18 protein-coding genes are annotated in these 16,391 nt (G+C 59.6%); 5 read left to right on the forward strand and 13 right to left on the reverse strand.

Annotated elements, in window-relative coordinates; all coding sequences use genetic code 11:
• Positions 1–226 precede the first annotated feature (226 nt).
• Positions 227–994, forward strand: coding sequence for a MipA/OmpV family protein (locus tag ACK83U_RS15130; RefSeq protein WP_412474673.1), 768 nt, complete (start codon positions 227–229; stop codon positions 992–994).
• On the opposite strand, the gene ACK83U_RS15135 is transcribed toward ACK83U_RS15130, so the two are convergent.
• From ACK83U_RS15135 to ACK83U_RS15190, 12 genes are all read right to left on the reverse strand, one after another.
• Entirely contained in the window at positions 935–2,023 is a 1,089-nt protein-coding gene (locus ACK83U_RS15135; RefSeq protein WP_412474856.1) for a class I SAM-dependent methyltransferase, read from the reverse strand. The two genes, ACK83U_RS15130 and ACK83U_RS15135, sit on opposite strands and share 60 nt — an antisense overlap.
• 248 nt (positions 2,024–2,271) lie before the next feature.
• On the reverse strand, positions 2,272–2,700 hold the full coding sequence (locus ACK83U_RS15140) for an EamA family transporter (protein WP_181476203.1): 429 nt from the start codon (positions 2,698–2,700) through the stop codon (positions 2,272–2,274).
• The gene (locus ACK83U_RS15145; protein WP_112606590.1) at positions 2,700–3,848 is read right to left on the reverse strand and encodes a GNAT family N-acetyltransferase; all 1,149 of its coding nucleotides are present in this window, start codon (positions 3,846–3,848) and stop codon (positions 2,700–2,702) included. Before ACK83U_RS15145 ends, ACK83U_RS15140 begins: the two co-directional genes overlap by 1 nt.
• Positions 3,829–4,644, reverse strand: coding sequence for an alpha/beta hydrolase (locus tag ACK83U_RS15150; RefSeq protein ID WP_112336280.1), 816 nt, complete (start codon positions 4,642–4,644; stop codon positions 3,829–3,831). Before ACK83U_RS15150 ends, ACK83U_RS15145 begins: the two co-directional genes overlap by 20 nt.
• Entirely contained in the window at positions 4,634–5,506 is an 873-nt protein-coding gene (locus ACK83U_RS15155; RefSeq protein ID WP_112606592.1) for a fatty acid desaturase family protein, read from the reverse strand. Before ACK83U_RS15155 ends, ACK83U_RS15150 begins: the two co-directional genes overlap by 11 nt.
• The gene (locus tag ACK83U_RS15160; RefSeq protein ID WP_015341516.1) at positions 5,503–5,856 is read right to left on the reverse strand and encodes an EamA family transporter; all 354 of its coding nucleotides are present in this window, start codon (positions 5,854–5,856) and stop codon (positions 5,503–5,505) included. Before ACK83U_RS15160 ends, ACK83U_RS15155 begins: the two co-directional genes overlap by 4 nt.
• Entirely contained in the window at positions 5,853–6,806 is a 954-nt protein-coding gene (locus tag ACK83U_RS15165; protein ID WP_112399514.1) for an arginase, read from the reverse strand. The genes ACK83U_RS15160 and ACK83U_RS15165 overlap by 4 nt, the downstream gene beginning before the upstream one ends.
• 4 nt (positions 6,807–6,810) lie before the next feature.
• Entirely contained in the window at positions 6,811–8,229 is a 1,419-nt protein-coding gene (locus ACK83U_RS15170) for an aspartate aminotransferase family protein (RefSeq protein ID WP_015341518.1), read from the reverse strand.
• Positions 8,230–8,249: 20 nt separating this feature from the next.
• A complete protein-coding gene (locus tag ACK83U_RS15175; RefSeq protein WP_112606594.1) occupies positions 8,250–8,933 on the reverse strand; it encodes an MtnX-like HAD-IB family phosphatase in 684 nt (227 codons plus the stop codon).
• Between the two features lie 103 nt (positions 8,934–9,036).
• On the reverse strand, positions 9,037–10,413 hold the full coding sequence (locus ACK83U_RS15180) for a sensor histidine kinase (protein WP_112399517.1): 1,377 nt from the start codon (positions 10,411–10,413) through the stop codon (positions 9,037–9,039).
• Positions 10,410–11,066, reverse strand: a complete 657-nt coding sequence (locus ACK83U_RS15185; protein ID WP_041678005.1) for a response regulator transcription factor — start codon at positions 11,064–11,066, stop codon at positions 10,410–10,412. Before ACK83U_RS15185 ends, ACK83U_RS15180 begins: the two co-directional genes overlap by 4 nt.
• A 162-nt stretch (positions 11,067–11,228) precedes the next feature.
• Positions 11,229–12,086, reverse strand: a complete 858-nt coding sequence (locus tag ACK83U_RS15190; protein WP_112606596.1) for a LysR family transcriptional regulator — start codon at positions 12,084–12,086, stop codon at positions 11,229–11,231.
• 103 nt (positions 12,087–12,189) lie between these two features.
• Between ACK83U_RS15190 and ACK83U_RS15195 the strand changes: the two genes are divergently transcribed.
• Entirely contained in the window at positions 12,190–12,618 is a 429-nt protein-coding gene (locus ACK83U_RS15195) for a VOC family protein (RefSeq protein WP_112606598.1), read from the forward strand.
• 46 nt (positions 12,619–12,664) lie between these two features.
• On the opposite strand, the gene ACK83U_RS15200 is transcribed toward ACK83U_RS15195, so the two are convergent.
• Positions 12,665–14,167 (reverse strand): PLP-dependent aminotransferase family protein, encoded by a 1,503-nt coding sequence (locus tag ACK83U_RS15200; protein ID WP_412474674.1) that lies wholly within the window; start codon positions 14,165–14,167, stop codon positions 12,665–12,667.
• A gap of 88 nt (positions 14,168–14,255) precedes the next feature.
• Between ACK83U_RS15200 and ACK83U_RS15205 the strand changes: the two genes are divergently transcribed.
• The 3 genes from ACK83U_RS15205 to ACK83U_RS15215 all read left to right on the forward strand — a co-directional run bounded on the left by ACK83U_RS15205 (position 14,256) and on the right by ACK83U_RS15215 (position 16,232).
• Complete coding sequence (locus ACK83U_RS15205) at positions 14,256–15,119, forward strand: DMT family transporter (RefSeq protein ID WP_112606600.1); 864 nt, start codon at positions 14,256–14,258, stop codon at positions 15,117–15,119.
• An 83-nt stretch (positions 15,120–15,202) separates the two neighbouring features.
• Entirely contained in the window at positions 15,203–15,667 is a 465-nt protein-coding gene (locus tag ACK83U_RS15210; protein ID WP_112606602.1) for a nuclear transport factor 2 family protein, read from the forward strand.
• A 1-nt stretch (position 15,668) separates the two neighbouring features.
• On the forward strand, positions 15,669–16,232 hold the full coding sequence (locus ACK83U_RS15215) for a TetR/AcrR family transcriptional regulator (protein ID WP_112336272.1): 564 nt from the start codon (positions 15,669–15,671) through the stop codon (positions 16,230–16,232).
• The last annotated feature ends 159 nt before the right edge of the window (positions 16,233–16,391 follow it).

A 16,391-nucleotide genomic window follows, 5' to 3' on the forward strand; every position in this document is an offset into this window, starting at 1 on the left:
GATGGTCCATGGGGGCGTTAGCAATGCAGAAGCGTTCAGGCTGGTGGTCGGGCGCCATGTCTGCCGTCCAACTTTCTACTGTTTTCCAAGCCGCGAGCTGTGCTACTAGAGCTGCAGGGGCGATCAGGCATCAGGTGTTTTCAGAGTGTTAAATGTTGGGACATCTTTTTCCGCCCGGCTGTCTGTGCTGGCCGGAACGGGGCTGCTGGCAGCGTTCATAGTCGGTATGTTCCCGGCCTCATCCAGAGCGGACGATACTCCTAAATCCTCAGCTGAGACCTGGGTCGTCACGCTTGGTGCGACGGTTGAATATGGCCCGAGCTATGAGGGATCGAAGCATTATACCTTCGGCGCCCTGCCCTCATTCGACATCCATCGTTTGGGTGAGGCGCAGGAATACAGCGCGCCTGACGATAATTTCGATTATCAGCTCTTCGATCTCGGCGGCGTCGAAATCGGCCCGGTTGTGGGGCTGCGGGACGACCGCTTCGACATCAACGATCTGCACCTGCAAAGCCAGCGCAGGGTCCGCTGGAATTTCGATGCGGGCGGCTTCGCCCAATATTGGCTGATGGACAATCGGCTCCGGTTCCGCACGGAAATACGCCAGTCGCTTTGGGGCGGCGATGGTCTGGTGGGCGATTTTGCCCTCGACTGGTTCCAGCCGCTCGGAGACAAATGGCTCCTGTCCGCCGGCCCTCGCCTGTCGATGGCAAATTCAGTCTATATGCGCACCAACTTCGGCATCTCGGAGAGTGAAGCTGCGAGACATGGCCATATCAATGCCTTCGATGCCGGTGCCGGCGTGAAATCGGTCGGCTTCACCGTGGCGGCGACCTATACGATCTCGCCGGAATGGAGCGTGCAGGTCTACGGGAAATATAACCGCCTGGTTGGCGATGCAGCCGACAGCCCGATCACCTCGCGCTTCGGCTCACCCGACCAGAACATCATTGGCTTCACGCTGAACAGAACCTTCAACGTCAAGTTTTGAAGCGCTCTTCGCTTCATTCTCGGCGATATAGTTGCGCGTCAGCGGAATGATGTCATTTCGCTTGGCGATCTGGATCTGGAAGACGACGAGATCCTCGTAGCGGAAGGCGGCCTCGGCCGTCGAAAGATAATATTCCCACATGCGGCAGAAGCGCTCGTCATAGAGCTTGGCGGCGTCGTCCCAACGCGCCATGAAACGCTCCCGCCACGCCTCCAGCGTCTTGGCATAATGCAGCCGCAGCACCTCGACATCGGTGATGGCAAGCCCCGCCGCCTCAATCTCCGGTACGATCTCGGACAGCGCCGGAATATAGCCGCCGGGAAAGATGTATTTGTCGAGCCAGGGCGTCGTGAAGCCGGGCGTCGCCGAACAGCCGATGGTGTGCAGCACCATGATGCCGTCATCCTCGAGCAGTTCAGCGCATTTGCGGAAGAACGTACGATACGACGCCAGCCCAACATGCTCGAACATGCCGACGGAAACGATCCTGTCGAAGCGGCCGGTCAGGCTGCGGTAGTCCCTCAGCGCGAACTGAACCTCTGCCGGCGTTCCGCCCGCCCTTTCGGCCACGCGTTTCGAGGCATACTCATGCTGTTCTTCCGACAGGGTCACGCCGAGCACGTAACCGCCCGGCGCATGTTCGGCCATATGCAGCGCGAGGCCGCCCCAGCCGCAGCCGATATCGAGGATGCTGTTATTCGGCTCGATCAAAAGCTTGGCGGCGAGATGCCGCTTCTTGGCAATCTGCGCATCGTCAAGCGATTGGTCCGCATGCTCGAAATAGGCGCAGGAATATTGCCTGTCCGGATCGAGGAAGAGTTCGTAAAGCCTACCGTCGAGATCGTAGTGATGCGCGACATTCGCTTTCGAGCGCCCAGGCAGGTTGCGATGGCGGAAAATCCGCAGCTTCGTCCTAATATGATCGATGATGCGGGCAATGAGCGGGTGGGTGCTGTTCTGCCCTTCGCGCAGCATCATCGCCACGAAATCGTAGAGCGTACCCTGCTCCACGATAAAGCGGCCATCCATAAAGAGCTCGCCAAGCCGCTTATCGGCATCGATGAGGAGCGCCCATTCGGCGCGGTCGTCGGTGAAACGGACACGGACCGGCTTGCCGGTGCCGTCGCCAAAGGTCAGCACACGGCCGCTTGCCGTGGTCACGGTCAATGCGCCGCGCGTCACGATCGAAGACAGCGCGCGCTTCACGCACCAGTCTACGACGCCGGAGAAAAGGACATTGCTCTTACCCTTGGAGCGGTTTTCAGCTGGAGAACCGGTCATCTTCCATCCTTACCGGCGCTGCTGCGCAGCCCGTCATGCTTGACATGCCAATCGTCACGCTCTTCCGGCGCCGCGTTGGCTCCGGCGATCAACCAAACACCCAGGAGGATCAATCCGCTGCCGACCACCTGCAGGGCGACGACACGTTCGCCGAAGACGAACCAGCCTGTCGCGATGATCAGCACGTAGCTAATGCCGGAAAGCGGGAAGGCGCGGCTGAGATCGAGTTCGGCAAGCACGTTCATCCAGATGAAGAAGGTCACGATCTCGACGGCGATGGCTGCCAATATCCAGTAGGAGGAGAGCGCTTGCCACAGCCAGCTTTCCGCGTCCCCGGCGTTCATCTGCTCGGCTCCGAGCTTGATGAAGAATTGGAACAGGGTATTCAGCACCGGCACGGCAAGCCAGGAAAGACGCATCGGCATTACACATCCGCCTCATCTGTCGAGAACAGCGGCGATACCAGGCGCAACAGTCCCTGAAGGAAAGGATTGCGGTGGCGGAAATACATCGCATTGGCCGTCAGCTTGCTGCCGAGCCGCACCTTGTTTTCATAATAGGCCTGACCGCTCTGGTACCGGCTCAAGCCATTATCGAGGCAATAGCGCAGATTGGTGAACCAGCTCAGGAAATAGAGATTGTAGGGCCGGCCCTTTTCGCCATCCATGCAGAAGAACTTGTCGATCGCCACGCGCTCGTCATGGACGATCAGATTGGCGGCCATGAGCTTGTCTTCGACAAAATAGAAGGCGCAGAACGAGCGGCCGCTCATCCGATCGAGAATGCCCTGGAAATAGGCCGGCGTCAGTTCTTCGAACTGCCATTCGCTGCGATTGCGCGTGTCGTGATAGAGCGCCATGACCTCAGGCAGGAATTCGCCGAAATCCGTCCGAATCTCGACCCTGACCTGTTCGAAGGATTTCATCTTGCGGCGCATGTCCTTGCGCGTGCCGGACGAAAGCCTGGCGAGATATTCGTCGACCGTCTTGAAATCGATATCGAGCCAGGCCGTCGGAAGGCCGCCGATCGTGGCATAGCCGCGCGCGGCAAACAACGCGCCGAATTCGGCCGATGTCGGCTCCGGAATATCCTTAAGGCCGATCAGCCCGCAATGCTCGGCCGCGGCGACCTGCTCGAAAAAGGACAGCATCTCGGCCAACAAAACACCGCGTCGCTCGCCATCGACGTCGGGATGAAAGCCGATCGCCCCCGTTTCCGTGCAGGGTGAACCCAGGCAGGCAAGGCGCAGCTTCAGGAACTTCGGAAAATGGCGCTGAACCTTGCGCATGGACCGGCGCAGGAAGCCTTCCTCCAGCGTGGTATCGAGGGCATAAAGGCAGAGAAAGGCCGGCATGGCTGCGCTGACCCGTCCGCCTTCCGTGACGGTGATGTAGCGCCATTCAAACCCCTCAAGACCAGCCTCTTCGATCGCCAGCAAGCAATCATAGTCCTCGACCTGACCCGGGAAACACGCATTCCAGACATCGCGGCCGATGGCGCGGATGCTGACATGAACTTCGGCCACCGGATCGCCCATCGGCTGCGGCGGGACTTTAAGCAGCGGCTGCGACATGACGCGCCTCGAAGAAATCGGCCGTGAAATCGGCCACCTGACGATGCTGTCGGTCGACATGGATCATGTGGTAGCTGTCCGTGATCCATTTCAGCTCGTGCGGAGCGCCGATATGCTCGGAAATGTAACGGGCATGCTTCGGGCTGGCGAGATCGTCATCCTCGGCATGCAGGATCAACGTCGGCGTCTGCATCCGCGGCAACAGGCTGCGAAGAGCCTTGCCCAGCCGGTGCATCTCTACCAGACCCTTACCCGGGAATTTTTCCAAAACGCCTTCGCTCGCCATGCCTTCGATCAACCGGCGCATGCGCTCGTCCTTTATTCCGAGCGAGGTCGTCTCGCTGAAGTTCAGCCGATCGAGGAATGGAACGCGCGACAGCCAGCCGATCTGGGAGGCCAGCAGCGGATAGTAGAAGGGAACGTCCCAGCCGTCATAACTGAAGCAGGGAGAATAGATCGCCACCGCGCTGATGGTCTTCTTCTGCTGTTCGGCGGCCAGCATCGCCAGCTTGCCACCGACGCAGATGCCGGCCGCAAAGACTTCCTGCGTTCTGGATGCAAGAAATTCCGATGCGCTGACGACAGAGGCTAGCCAGTCTTCCCAGCTCGTTCCGCGCAGGGTCTTCGCATCGACGCCATGGCCTGCGAGCAACGGCGCATAGATGCTGTAGCCCCTGCGGTTGAGGTGACGAGCCACGAGCTTCATTTCGGCCGGCGCTCCCGTCAGACCGTGAATCAGAAGAACGCCTTTGCCGTTTGAGCCCTCCATGAAGAAGCTCAATTCGTCAGCTTTCATGAGACAGCTCCGACTGCCGATTTTCCTTGGCCATAAAGCCAAGAGCATGGCAGGTGCTGATCACATGCGTGCCATTCTTTTCCTGCTCGTCCTTGATCTGCTCATGCAGCGCCTGGAGTTTCGTCCAGTGGGTCCGCGGGCGATAATGGTGCTCCGCATGATAGCCGTTGCCGAACCAGAGCCAGTTGTAGAAGGATTTGTGGCTCGAAACGCCCCAGGCGATCGGCTCGTCCGGATCGCCATTCAGATGTTCGTAATAGCCGTTCAGCGACGACAGGCAATTGCCGATATAATAGAACGGCACGAAAAACAGCACCGCCTTCCAATCGTAGATCAGCGCGAGCGCGGCAAGGCCCAGGAAGAAATAGAGTTCGAACCGTCCCCAGGCCGCATCGAAGGGGCGGTTGCGGGCGATCGCCTTGTGGATGTCGCCGAGGCTGTCGCGGAAGAAGCTCAGAAACGTGTAGGACCAGACGTTTTCCGGCTGGCCGTCGCGGCCGTGGCGATAGATCGACAGCAGATCGATAGTGTCGCCTTTCTCATCCGGCCGGTCGCTGTTGCCGGAATGGTGGCGCATATGCACCCAATGATAATAGGTCTGCGAGAAACCGATCGCGACCGATTCCAGCAGGCTAAAGCCGTAGTTCATCCAGCGCGGCTTGAAATAGGGCGTATGGATGAAGTTGTGCGATATGCTGTTGATGTTCCAGGAGATGGAAACGGCATAAAGGCAGCCAAGAATGGCCGAAAGCCAAAGCGGCCGGCTTTCGAAGCCGACGATCAGATAGACATCGAAGGCGAGATGGGCGACAGCGGCCAGAACCGGTGCCAGATCCCATCGAGTGTGCGCAAAGATTTTCATAGTCCTGTAACTCCCACGCAAGCCACACCGGCGGTGACGAGGAACACGCCCGTCGCGTGGCGCAGGTTGATGTTTTCCTTGAAGATGACGGCGCCGGCGAGCACGATGACCACATAGCTCAACGCCATCAGCGGAAAGGCGATGGTCAGGGGGACGCGCTCCAGAACGGCCGTCCAGGCGAAAAGCTCAACGGCCCAGAACAGAATGCCGAGCCAGGTGATCGGCTTGGCCAGCGCCGAAAGCAGGGCGCCTTCGCCGGCCGTTTGCTTAAAGCAAACTTCGCGGGCCGTCTCCGCGAGTATGCAGAATAGGATCAGTCCCAGCATGGGAAGTGTCAAGCTGCCAGTCATTCCATGTACTCCGCCAGCACCTCCAGCAGCGCATGATTGGCTGCGCTGTTGATGTTTCTCATCGTTTCGGCGCCCTGGCGCATACGCGGCTGATCGATGAAGATCTCCGCGCGCTTCATGAACTGCATCCGAAGACTGCCAGCATAACTCGGGGTCGAATAATCCCCGATGACATCGGCGCCGATGATGCGGTGACGGCTGCCGATTTCGCTGATGAGGGAGAGGAGATAGGGCAGCCGCATGCGGCCCTGATCCCAATTGGTAACGGCATCGTCGGCGGCCAGCACGTCCTTGTCGATCGTCACATAGACCGCCTCGGTGCGAATACGGCTGAGCATGTGATCGATGAAATTTTCCTCGCCGATTTCGGCGATCGACTTCCAGTGCAGCGCCCCCCCTTCCTGGCGGTAGCTGGCGCCATTGCCATAATCGGCCAGGACGCGGCTCGGCGGATGTTCGTAAGGGTAGAGTTCCAGCTTGCCGTCGCCGAGCCAGTGCAGATTGGCCCCCTTGCGCTCCGGGCTGCGAAGATCATGGCTGCAGACGCCGATCGTGATGACCTTCTGGATGCTGGGATTGGCAAGTGCGCTGTTGACCCAGGAGCCGCAGTGCAGTCCGCCGTCGAACTTGACCCAATCCGGATGATTGTCGAAATGGATCAGCGTAGCCGCGCTGGACTGCCGCTCGAGCGCGTCGTCGAGCAGCAGGGCGGTGATATGATGGAAATCACCGGAGCCCATGAAGCACAGTTGCGGCGTCTTGCCCGTCGCAGGCCTGTTCTTGACGATCTCGCGGCTGAGATCGTCAAGAGCACCCTGCTTGCTCCACAGCCGAACCTGCTGGCCGGCATTCTTGCCGAAATACTGGTACGCGCCTGCGAATTTGCACGCGCGTACGAAGTCGGGCTGCAACTCCAAAGCATCATCGAGATGAAGAAGCAGCAGTTGCACCGTCTTATCTCCGGGCCGCGCGCGTCAGAAGCTGATCGAGAAGCGCAAGCGCCAGATCGATCTCTTCGCGGGTGATGAGCAGGTTCGGAGCAAACGTGATGACGTTCTTGTGGTAGCCGCCGACGTCAAGCACGAGGCCATAGGTCCTGCCGCCGACTTGAAGGTCGCCCTTCATGCCTTCGTCGCACATCCAGTCCAACGTCGCCTTGTCGGGCGTGTAGCTGTCGTCCTTGCAGATTTCCATGCGCAGGGCGAGACCGAGACCATCGACCTCGCCGACGGTGGCGTGGCGCTTCTGCAGCTGCTTCAGCCCGTCGAGGAAATGCGCGCCCTTTTCCATGATCGCAGCGCCGAAATCCTGCTCTTCCAGCATCTTCATCGTTTCGAGCGCAACGGCAGTCCCCATCGGGTTGCTGGCGAAGGTCGAATGCGTGGAGCCGGGCGGGAAGATCTCCGGATTGATCATCTCTTCGCGAGCCCAGACACCGGAAAGCGGGTTGAGGCCGTTGGTGATCGCCTTGCCGAAGATCAGCGCATCCGGCGAAACGCCGAAATGCTCGATCGACCAGAGCTTGCCGGTGCGGTAGACGCCCATCTGGATTTCGTCGACGACGAGCAGGATGCCGTGATCATCGAGCACCTTCTTCAGTTCGACGAAGAAGTTCATCGGCGGAATGACATAGCCGCCCGTGCCCTGGATCGGCTCGATATAGAAGGCCGCATATTCGGACTTGCCGGCCTTCGGGTCCCAGACGCCGTTATATTCGCTCTCGAACAGGCGGGCGAACTTCTGGACGCAGTAATGTCCGTATTCTTCCTTCGACATGCCCTTCGGGCCGCGGAAGTAATAGGGAAATTCAACGAATTGGGCGCGATCGCCGAAATGGCCGTAGCGGCGGCGATAGCGATAGCTCGAGGTGATCGCCGAAGCGCCGAGCGTGCGGCCGTGATAGCCGCCCTCGAAGGCGAACATCAGGCTCTTGCCGCCGGTGTAATTGCGCACAAGCTTCAGTGAATCCTCTACGGCCTGCGAGCCGCCGACGTTGAAATGGACGCGGCCCTTGTGACCGAACTTGCGCTCCGCATCCTGGGCGATCATCGCCGCAAGCTCTACCTTTTCGCGGTGCAGATATTGCGAGGCGACCTGCGGGAGACGGTCGAGCTGGCGGTGCGCGGCCTCGTTCAGGCGCTCGTTGCGATAGCCGAAATTGACGGCAGAATACCACATCTGCAGATCGAGGAACGGCGTCCCGGTCCGATCGTAGACATAGGAGCCTTCGCATTCTTCGAAGAATTTCGGCTTGTCCATATAGTGAACCGTGTCGCCATGGGAGCAATAGATCTCCTCAAGCGCGCGCAATTCCTCTTCGGAGCGGACGGACTCGGTCTCACCGCTGAAGGCTTCGGCTACATTCGTTTTCATTCAATGCCTCTCGGTCTGTTTTACGCTGTCTTGAAATGCGGCAGCGTACGGGAGCGTCGCTCGACGCTCGGGAGAACGGCTTCCATCTTTGGAAGCAGGTCGGAAAAATCTGCGAAACCGACATAGGGAATGCCGTTTTCCTCGCAGTAATCGACAAGCTTGGCCTTGGCGAAAACGAGGTCGACCTTGTCGGAAACGCAGAAGTCGCTTCGCCCGTCGCCGATGTAGACCTGAAGGTCATTGCTATCGACGACGCGGCATTTGCAGACACCGGCGCCGGATACGCAGCCGGTTGCCGTAAACGGCGGAAACAGCGAATAGGATTCGCGGCCCTGGGAAACACTGCAGGTCAGCACATTGGCGACGATCGGCAGGCCCTCGATGCCATGACGCGCCAGGATGCGCCGGATAAAATAATCCACACCATCGCTGACAATCGTGACAGGCAATTCGCCGCGACGGCAGAAGGACAGGAAAGCCTCAAAGCCGGGATCGATCGCCAGCGTATCGAGAAACCGGTCGAGCTCGCCTCTATTTGCTTCGATGAGAGCGATCTGCCGGCGCATGCATTCGCCGGAGCCGATCTGCCCCTGCTTCCACAACTGCTCGATATCTTCCCACTCGGAACCGGCGAAACGGGTTAGCACCATATCCGTCGCGTCTTCGATGGATACGGTTCCATCAAAATCGCAAAACACCTGCATGAAACACCCCTTCGCCTTATCTTAAGTTGCGTCTAACAACCTCAGATGAGCCGGGCATGAGCGGAAAATGATGCGAAAATGAAAAACGACGAGGCCGTGAGTTTTAGCTGAGCGGCAATCTCAAATCGACCTGGAGACCGCTACCCAGACGGGACGAAGAGAGATCGACGGTTGCCGAAAGGCGGTCTGCAGTATCCGCGACGATGGCAAGCCCAAGTCCAGCCCCTTCGGTATGCAGCGTATGCAGGCGGTAGAAGCGTTGGAACACCGCTTCCCTTTCATGCGGCGGAATGCCGGGGCCGCTGTCGCTGATCGAAATGCAGGCAGAGCCATCCTCCGAGGCGATAGAAACTTTGATTTCCCCTCCCGCAGGCGTGTATTTGATCGCATTGTCGAGCAGATTGGTGACGAGCATGCGCAGCAGCGCCTCATCCGTTCTGACCTGGATCGCCTCATCGCCTTCCAGCACGACGTCGAGCTCGCGGCTGGTGATGATATTGCCGAGCTCGGCAATGAGCGACGCCATCCAGTGATAAAGCTCGATCGACGTGAGATTAAGGGGGTGGTGACTGACCCTGGCGAGCCGCAGCAGCTGTTCGATAAGATGAATTGTGCGGTTGTTGCTGGCCACGAGATCGGAAACGATCGCCTGCCGCTCCTGATCACTGTCGCTGTTTTCGAGCATCCGCAAAAGCAGCTTCACGCTCGCCTGGGGCGTACGCAGCTGATGCGCAGCAAGATCTGAGAAGCGCCGCTCCAGCGTCAGCGACTGGCCGAGCTTTTCCAGCAGCTGGTTGATCGACCGGCCAAGCGGCAGCAGATCGCGCGGCAGCTCTTCAACGGGGATAGCCGAGAGATCATCGGGCGATCTTGTACGGATCTGCCGCACCAGCCCATGAATCGTGCGCAGGCCGCTATTGATGCCGAGCCAGATGAGAAAGCCGATGACCGGCACCAGCATCAGCAGCGGAAAAAACAGATTGAGGAGAATGTTGGAGACGAGCGTTTCGCGAAGCGCAATCTTTTCGCCGAGTTCGATTACAATGGTCGTATTCGGGATCGGCAGCGAATAGACACGCCATTCGTCGCCGCCATAGGTCAGCGTGGTAAAACCCACCTTCTGCTGCGGGACGTCGGAGAGGAAGGCGGTGCTGCTGTAGAAGCGGATATTGCCGTCCACCCAGGCGCGGAACATATGCGCATCGGCATAGTCATCAGCGTCTTCGTTGAAAGCCAACTGATTGTCCATGTTGAAGTCGATATCGTCGATCTGCTTGGCGCCATGGTCCGGATTCTTTTCCAGCGGCCGGCGCAGCAGGCTCCAGATCACATTGGCATCGTCGATGAGCTGGGCATCGTAGATATTGTTGATTTCCCGCGTTGCGCTGTTGAAGGCGAAGGCGGCGATCACGACGATCGTCACCACGACGACCGGCGCGATGCGCAGAAACAGCTTGCGGGTAAGCGTGGAATTGTTCATCGCTCGATCATGTAGCCGACGCCGCGGATCGACTTGATGAAATCGGTGCCGAGCTTCTTGCGCAGATTGTAGATCGTCACTTCGATCGTATTGCTCTCGACGGTGTTTTCCGCGTCATAGAGCGCATATTCGATATCGTTCTTCGTCACGTACCGGCCGCTGCGCTCCATGAGCAGCTTCAGGAGATGAAATTCTTTCGCCGTGGTATGGACCTGCACATTGTCTTTGCGAGCCACCATGGCCGAGGGGTCGACCTCCACGTCGCCGCAGCGGATGACGCTTTCGGTCCGCCCGTCACGCCGGCGGATGAGCGCGCGCAGCCGCGCCAGCAGCTCGTCGAGATCGAACGGCTTGACCAGATAGTCGTCGGCGCCCTCGTCGAGGCCTTCGACCTTCTGGCGCACGGAATCCATCGCCGTCAGCAGCAGCACGGGCACGGAATTTCCCCGCTGCCGGATACGCCGCAACACCTCCATGCCGCTTAGCTGCGGCAGATTGATATCGAGCACGATCGCCGCAAAATGCGAATGCGCCGCCGCTTCGAGGCCGGATTCGCCGTCGCGCATCCAGTCGACGCCGTAAGCGTGCTTTTCCAGCGCCTTCTTCAGCGACGAGCCCAGGATATTGTCGTCTTCAACAAGCAGAACGCGCACGACCGACCTCACATAGCGGTGTATTCCAAAGCGGATGTGAGCCGCAATTGGAGCGACCATGTGGCAAAGCTATGACGGATATTTTCCGCCTGGCAAGAGTTTCAAGAAAAGACGGCACTCCTGCAGACGGCTCGGAGGAACGGTTTTGCGCCGAATATGGCCTCATTGCTGCGTCGCCATCAAGCATTCCGCAAGACAGATTGCAGCTGGCGTGCTCTCCTGCGGCTGCAATATCCCTATCTCGCGATAAAACCCCGGTTCGGATAAGGGCACCATGCGGATCGGCGCCACCGGAGGAGGGCTGCCGTCGACAACAGGCAGAAGCGCCACCCCGAGCCCATGCCCGACCAATGCGGCAATCCCGGCGATATCGTCGACCTCCACCGATTCACGCGGAACGATCGAATGCGATCGCAGGAAGCGGTCGACCTGCCGCCCTCCGAAAGAGCTGCGATCATAGCGGATGAAGGGCTGCTCGCGCAGCAGCGTCCGCCAATCATCGCCCTGCAGCTTTTCGGGAACCGCAAGCACGTAGGGCTCGCGCACCAGGGGCCGCCAGATGAGATTCTTGGGCAAACCGAAGGGTGGTTCTATGAGCACGGCAAGATCGAGTTCGCCGGCATCGAGCAGGTCGAGCAAATGCAGAGAGACCCCTGGGACAACGCGAAGATGATGATTTGCGAATCGCAGACGGAAGGGGCCGAGAGCGCGGGCAAGCAACGCCGATTGAACGGAAGCAATGGCGCCGACGCGCAGCTCGCCGCCCGAAGCCTCGTCGACGGGATCGGCGATGTGCTCGAACATCGCGATAATGCTCTTGGCGCGCTCGAGCGTTCTAAGCCCGGCAGCATTCAGTGTCGCGGAGCGGCCCGTTCGCTCGAACAATTTAACGCCAAGCCTTTCCTCGAGCCGCTTCATCTGTCCGCTGACGGCGGCCTGCGTCAGGCCGATCCGATCTCCTGCCGCAGCAAACGTTCCAAAGCGGGCGATAGCCACAAGAGTTTGAAGTTCCGCAATCATGATTCATAAATTTTCCTGTATCTCAACATCACAATATACCGTTTTTCATAGAGAAAAATGTATCTTATTCATTGCTGCATCAATTCGCTTCTAGGAGACGATCATGAGCGCAGCACCGCTTCATCCCTTCCACCTCGCATTTCCCGTCAACGATCTCGCCGCGGCGAGAACCTTCTATGGCGGCCTTCTCGGTTGCCCCGAAGGTCGCAGTTCGCCTGATTGGATCGATTTCAACTTTTACGGCCATCAGATTGTCGCCCATCTGGCGCCGGGTGAAACGACCGACGTGGCAGCCAATGCCGTCGATGGCCATGGCGTTCCGGTACGCCATTTCGGCGTCGTTCTGTCGATGGAGGAATGGGAGGCAGCCGCCGAGAAGCTGACGAAAGCCAACATCGAATTCGTCATCAAGCCCTATATCCGCTTCCGGGGCGAGCCGGGAGAACAGGCGACCATGTTCTTCAAGGACCCGAGCGGCAATGCCATCGAGATGAAGGCTTTCGCCGACATCAGCAGTCTCTTCGCCAAATAGGGTCAAGCCGGCGACAGGAGCGGCCGCCACGGTGGAAACCCGCCGGTCAGGACATGCTCGTGTCGCCGGTAAACCTCTGGGCTGCCGTAAGGCCGCTCGCAGCGGCATCCTTGCGTATCGCCCGCAGCTTTCGCATGGACGCTTCCAGCACGTCGAAGATCCGGGGATCGGCCGATTGTGCAACGTTGAACCGCATGAAACGGCCCGCTGTCTCCGACAGGCTGAAAACATTGCCCGGGGCGAGGACGACCCCTTCCGCGAGGCAAGCACGGGCAAGGTCGGCGGCATCAAGCCCTTCCGGAAGCCTGCACCAGAGAAACATGCCCGCATGCGGCTTGAGCCACGGGACGATACCGATCGCTTCCAGCCGGGCCGCAACCTCATCCATCGCCTTTGCAAGCCGGACGCGCAGCGCCTCGACATGCTTGCGATAACTTCCATCCTTCAGCGCGAGATAGACGAGCTCGGCCGACACTTGCCCGCAGCTGAAGCTGCTGGCGACCTTGAGATCGACGAGATCGTCGATCCACTCGGGCTTGGCGGCGATGAAGCCGCAGCGGATGGAGGCCGAAAGCGTTTTCGAGAAACTGCCGATATGGATCACCCGGTCCAATCCGTCATAGGCGGCCAGACGCGGCGCCGGCACCTGCTCGAAATCGGCGAAAATATCATCCTCGATGATGATGAGCCCGGAAGCATCCGCCAGCTTCAGCAGCCGATGCGCCGTGACGGGGGAAAGCGCCGCACCGGTCGGATTGTGAATGGCGGAATTGGTAATGTAGAGCCGCGGCTTGTACCGTTCGAGCACTTGGCCGAACAGCTCGACATCCGGCCCAGTCGGTGTGAAAGGCACGGAAACGACTTTGGCGCGATGCGCGCGCAGCAGGGCATGGAAATTGAAGTAGCAGGGATCGTCGACCACGACGGTATCGCCGGGTTCCAGCAGGAATCGGCAGAGAAGATCGATCGCCTGCGTGCCCGATTCCGTCAGCATGATCTGATCCGGGGGCACGTTGATTCCATGTTCGCCCAGGCGGCGGGCGAGCAGCTGCCGCAATGGCGGCAGGCCGAGCGGTGTCCCGTAGTTCGCAAGCACTCCGATATCGCCGCGTGCCAGCGTTCGCATCGCCTTGCGCAGGGCCGCCTGCGGCAGCCATGAAGGCGGCAGCCAGCCGCAGCCCGGTTTCAGCGCGTCGTCGCCGACTTCGAGCGATTGCCGCGAGATCCACAGCGGATCGACATTGCGGCCCGATTTCGCTCCCGTTTCGGAGAGCGACAAGGGCGGCAGCGGCCCGCAGACATAGAAGCCGGATCCCGGCCGCGAGCGGATCACACCCTCGGCCGCAAGCCGTTCATAGGCCTCCACAACGGTCGAAACCGACACCTGCATCGTCTTGGCAAAACTGCGCACGGAGGGAAGCCGAGCACCGGGTACAAGGCTGCGCCCAGCGATGCGCTCTGATATCGCCGCCATCACGCCTTCGATCCGGGTCGTGCCGGCAGCGCCGGTCATCGAGAGATTATCCATCCGTACTGCACCTTCAACCATAACAGTTTTCACAGATTGTACTGCACCGTCTCTGGTTCGGCCAGACAAATACGCCGATACCCGCGAATATCACGAAGGAGCATGCGCCATGGACAAGACGACGACAGGATGGATCTACGGTTTGACGGGAGTAGTGATCTTCAGCGGCTCTCTGCCGGCGACGCGGGTGGCCGTGATGGATTTCGACCCTCTGTTCCTGACCGTTGCCCGAGCCGTAATCGCCGGCCTTCTGGGTCTTGGCCTGCTGCTCACTTTTCGTGAGAAGCGTCCGACCCGCGGCGACATCACCTCGCTCGTCATCGTCGCCCTCGGCTGCGTCGTCGGCTTTCCGCTCTTGACGGCATTGGCGCTGAAGCATGTCACATCAGCCCATTCGATCGTCTTCATCGGCCTGCTGCCGCTAGCGACCGCGATATTCGGCGTGCTGCGTGGCGGCGAGCGGCCGCGCCCGGCCTTCTGGATATTCTCCATCCTCGGCAGTGCGCTGGTCTGCAGCTACGCGCTGGCGCAGGGCGTATCGGCCTCGCCGGTCGGCGATCTCCTGATGCTTGCAGCCGTGATCGTCTGTGGCCTTGGCTATGCCGAAGGTGCCGTGCTCTCACGCCGGCTGGGCGGCTGGCAGGTCATCTGCTGGGCTCTCGTCCTGTCCCTGCCCGTCACTATCGCGCTCTGCATCATGACCATGCCGCACAGCATTGACGGCATCGGCGGTCCTGCCTGGCTCGGCCTGATCTATGTTTCGCTTTTCAGCATGCTGATTGGCTTTATCTTCTGGTATCGCGGGCTCGCCCAGGGCGGTATCGCAGCCGTCGGCCAGCTGCAATTCCTGCAGCCCTTCTTCGGCTTCGGGCTCGCCGCAGCCCTCCTCAAGGAAAGTGTCAGCTGGTCGATGCTCATAGTGACTCTCGCCGTCGTCGCCTGCGTCGCCGGAGCACGAAAATTCGCCCATTGAGTCCATCACCCGGCATATCACGGCACTTGATCTTCTAAACCGATCGGTCTATAACCGACAAATCGGTTTAAAAGGAGTACACCATGCCGACCCCTCTCGCCCCGCCTTTCACCGCCGAAACCGCAATCGCCAAGGTCCGCATGGCCGAGGACGGGTGGAACAGCCGCGATCCGGAGCGTGTCTCCAAAGTCTACACGGAGGACAGCCAGTGGCGGAACCGTGCCGAATTCCCCCGCGGTCGCAGGGAAATCGTCGAATTCCTGACGCGCAAATGGGCACGCGAACTGGATTATCGGCTGATCAAGGAACTCTGGGCCTTCGAGGGCAATCGCATCGCTGTGCGCTTTGCCTATGAATGGCATGACGACAGCGGCCATTGGTTCCGCTCATACGGCAACGAGAACTGGGAATTCGACGCTGACGGCCTGATGCAACGCCGTTTCGCCTCCATCAACGACATGCCCATCAGGGAAGAGGACCGGAAATTCCACTGGCCGCTCGGCCGCCGGCCGGACGATCATCCGGGCCTCTCCGACCTCGGCCTTTAAGATGGTGCGCAGCGTCTTCGAAAAATCCGATGCCATTGCCCTCGTTGCCGAAGTCTTTCGCGAGCTCGGCTACGAGGGCGCGTCGATGAGCGAAATCACCGCCCGTACCAAACTGTCCAAGGGCAGCCTCTATCACTTCTTTCCGGGCGGCAAGGAACAGATGGCCGCCGAGGTCATGGCCAATATCGACGCATGGTTCGTCACGGAAATGTTCAGGCCGCTCGAAGAGGAAGAGCCGCGTGCCGCCATCGCCCGCATGTGGGAGACAACGGATAGCTATTTCCGCTCCGGCCACCGCGTCTGCCTGATCGGCGCCTTTGCGCTGGACGAAACACGCGACCGCTTTTCCACCGCCATCCGAGGCTACTTTCATCATTGGATCGAGGCGCTTTGTGGCGCTTTGCTCAGGGGCGGCGTGCCGGGTGCCGAGGCGAAAATGCTCGCTGAAGAAGCTGTCATCGGCATTCAGGGCGCGTTGACGCTTGCCAGAGCCCTTGAAGATGAGACGGTATTTGGCAGAACCTTGGCGCGGCTGAAGCACAGGCTGGAAACTGCCCTCGGCTAAAGCCATTTCATTGACGCGAATCACTGAACTATCGATGCTTCGCCCTCGCCGACTGCGCTCGTACCATTAGCTATTCCTCCACTTTTGCTAGCGATCTCCGCGAAAATCGCCTGGAAAGGGCATCTCCAGCCTCTCGATGTTGGGGATGACTACCTCAAC

Origin of the sequence: Rhizobium sp. WW22 (assembly GCF_047041135.1) — a bacterium.
In the GTDB taxonomy this organism is placed as follows: Bacteria; Pseudomonadota; Alphaproteobacteria; order Rhizobiales; family Rhizobiaceae; genus Rhizobium.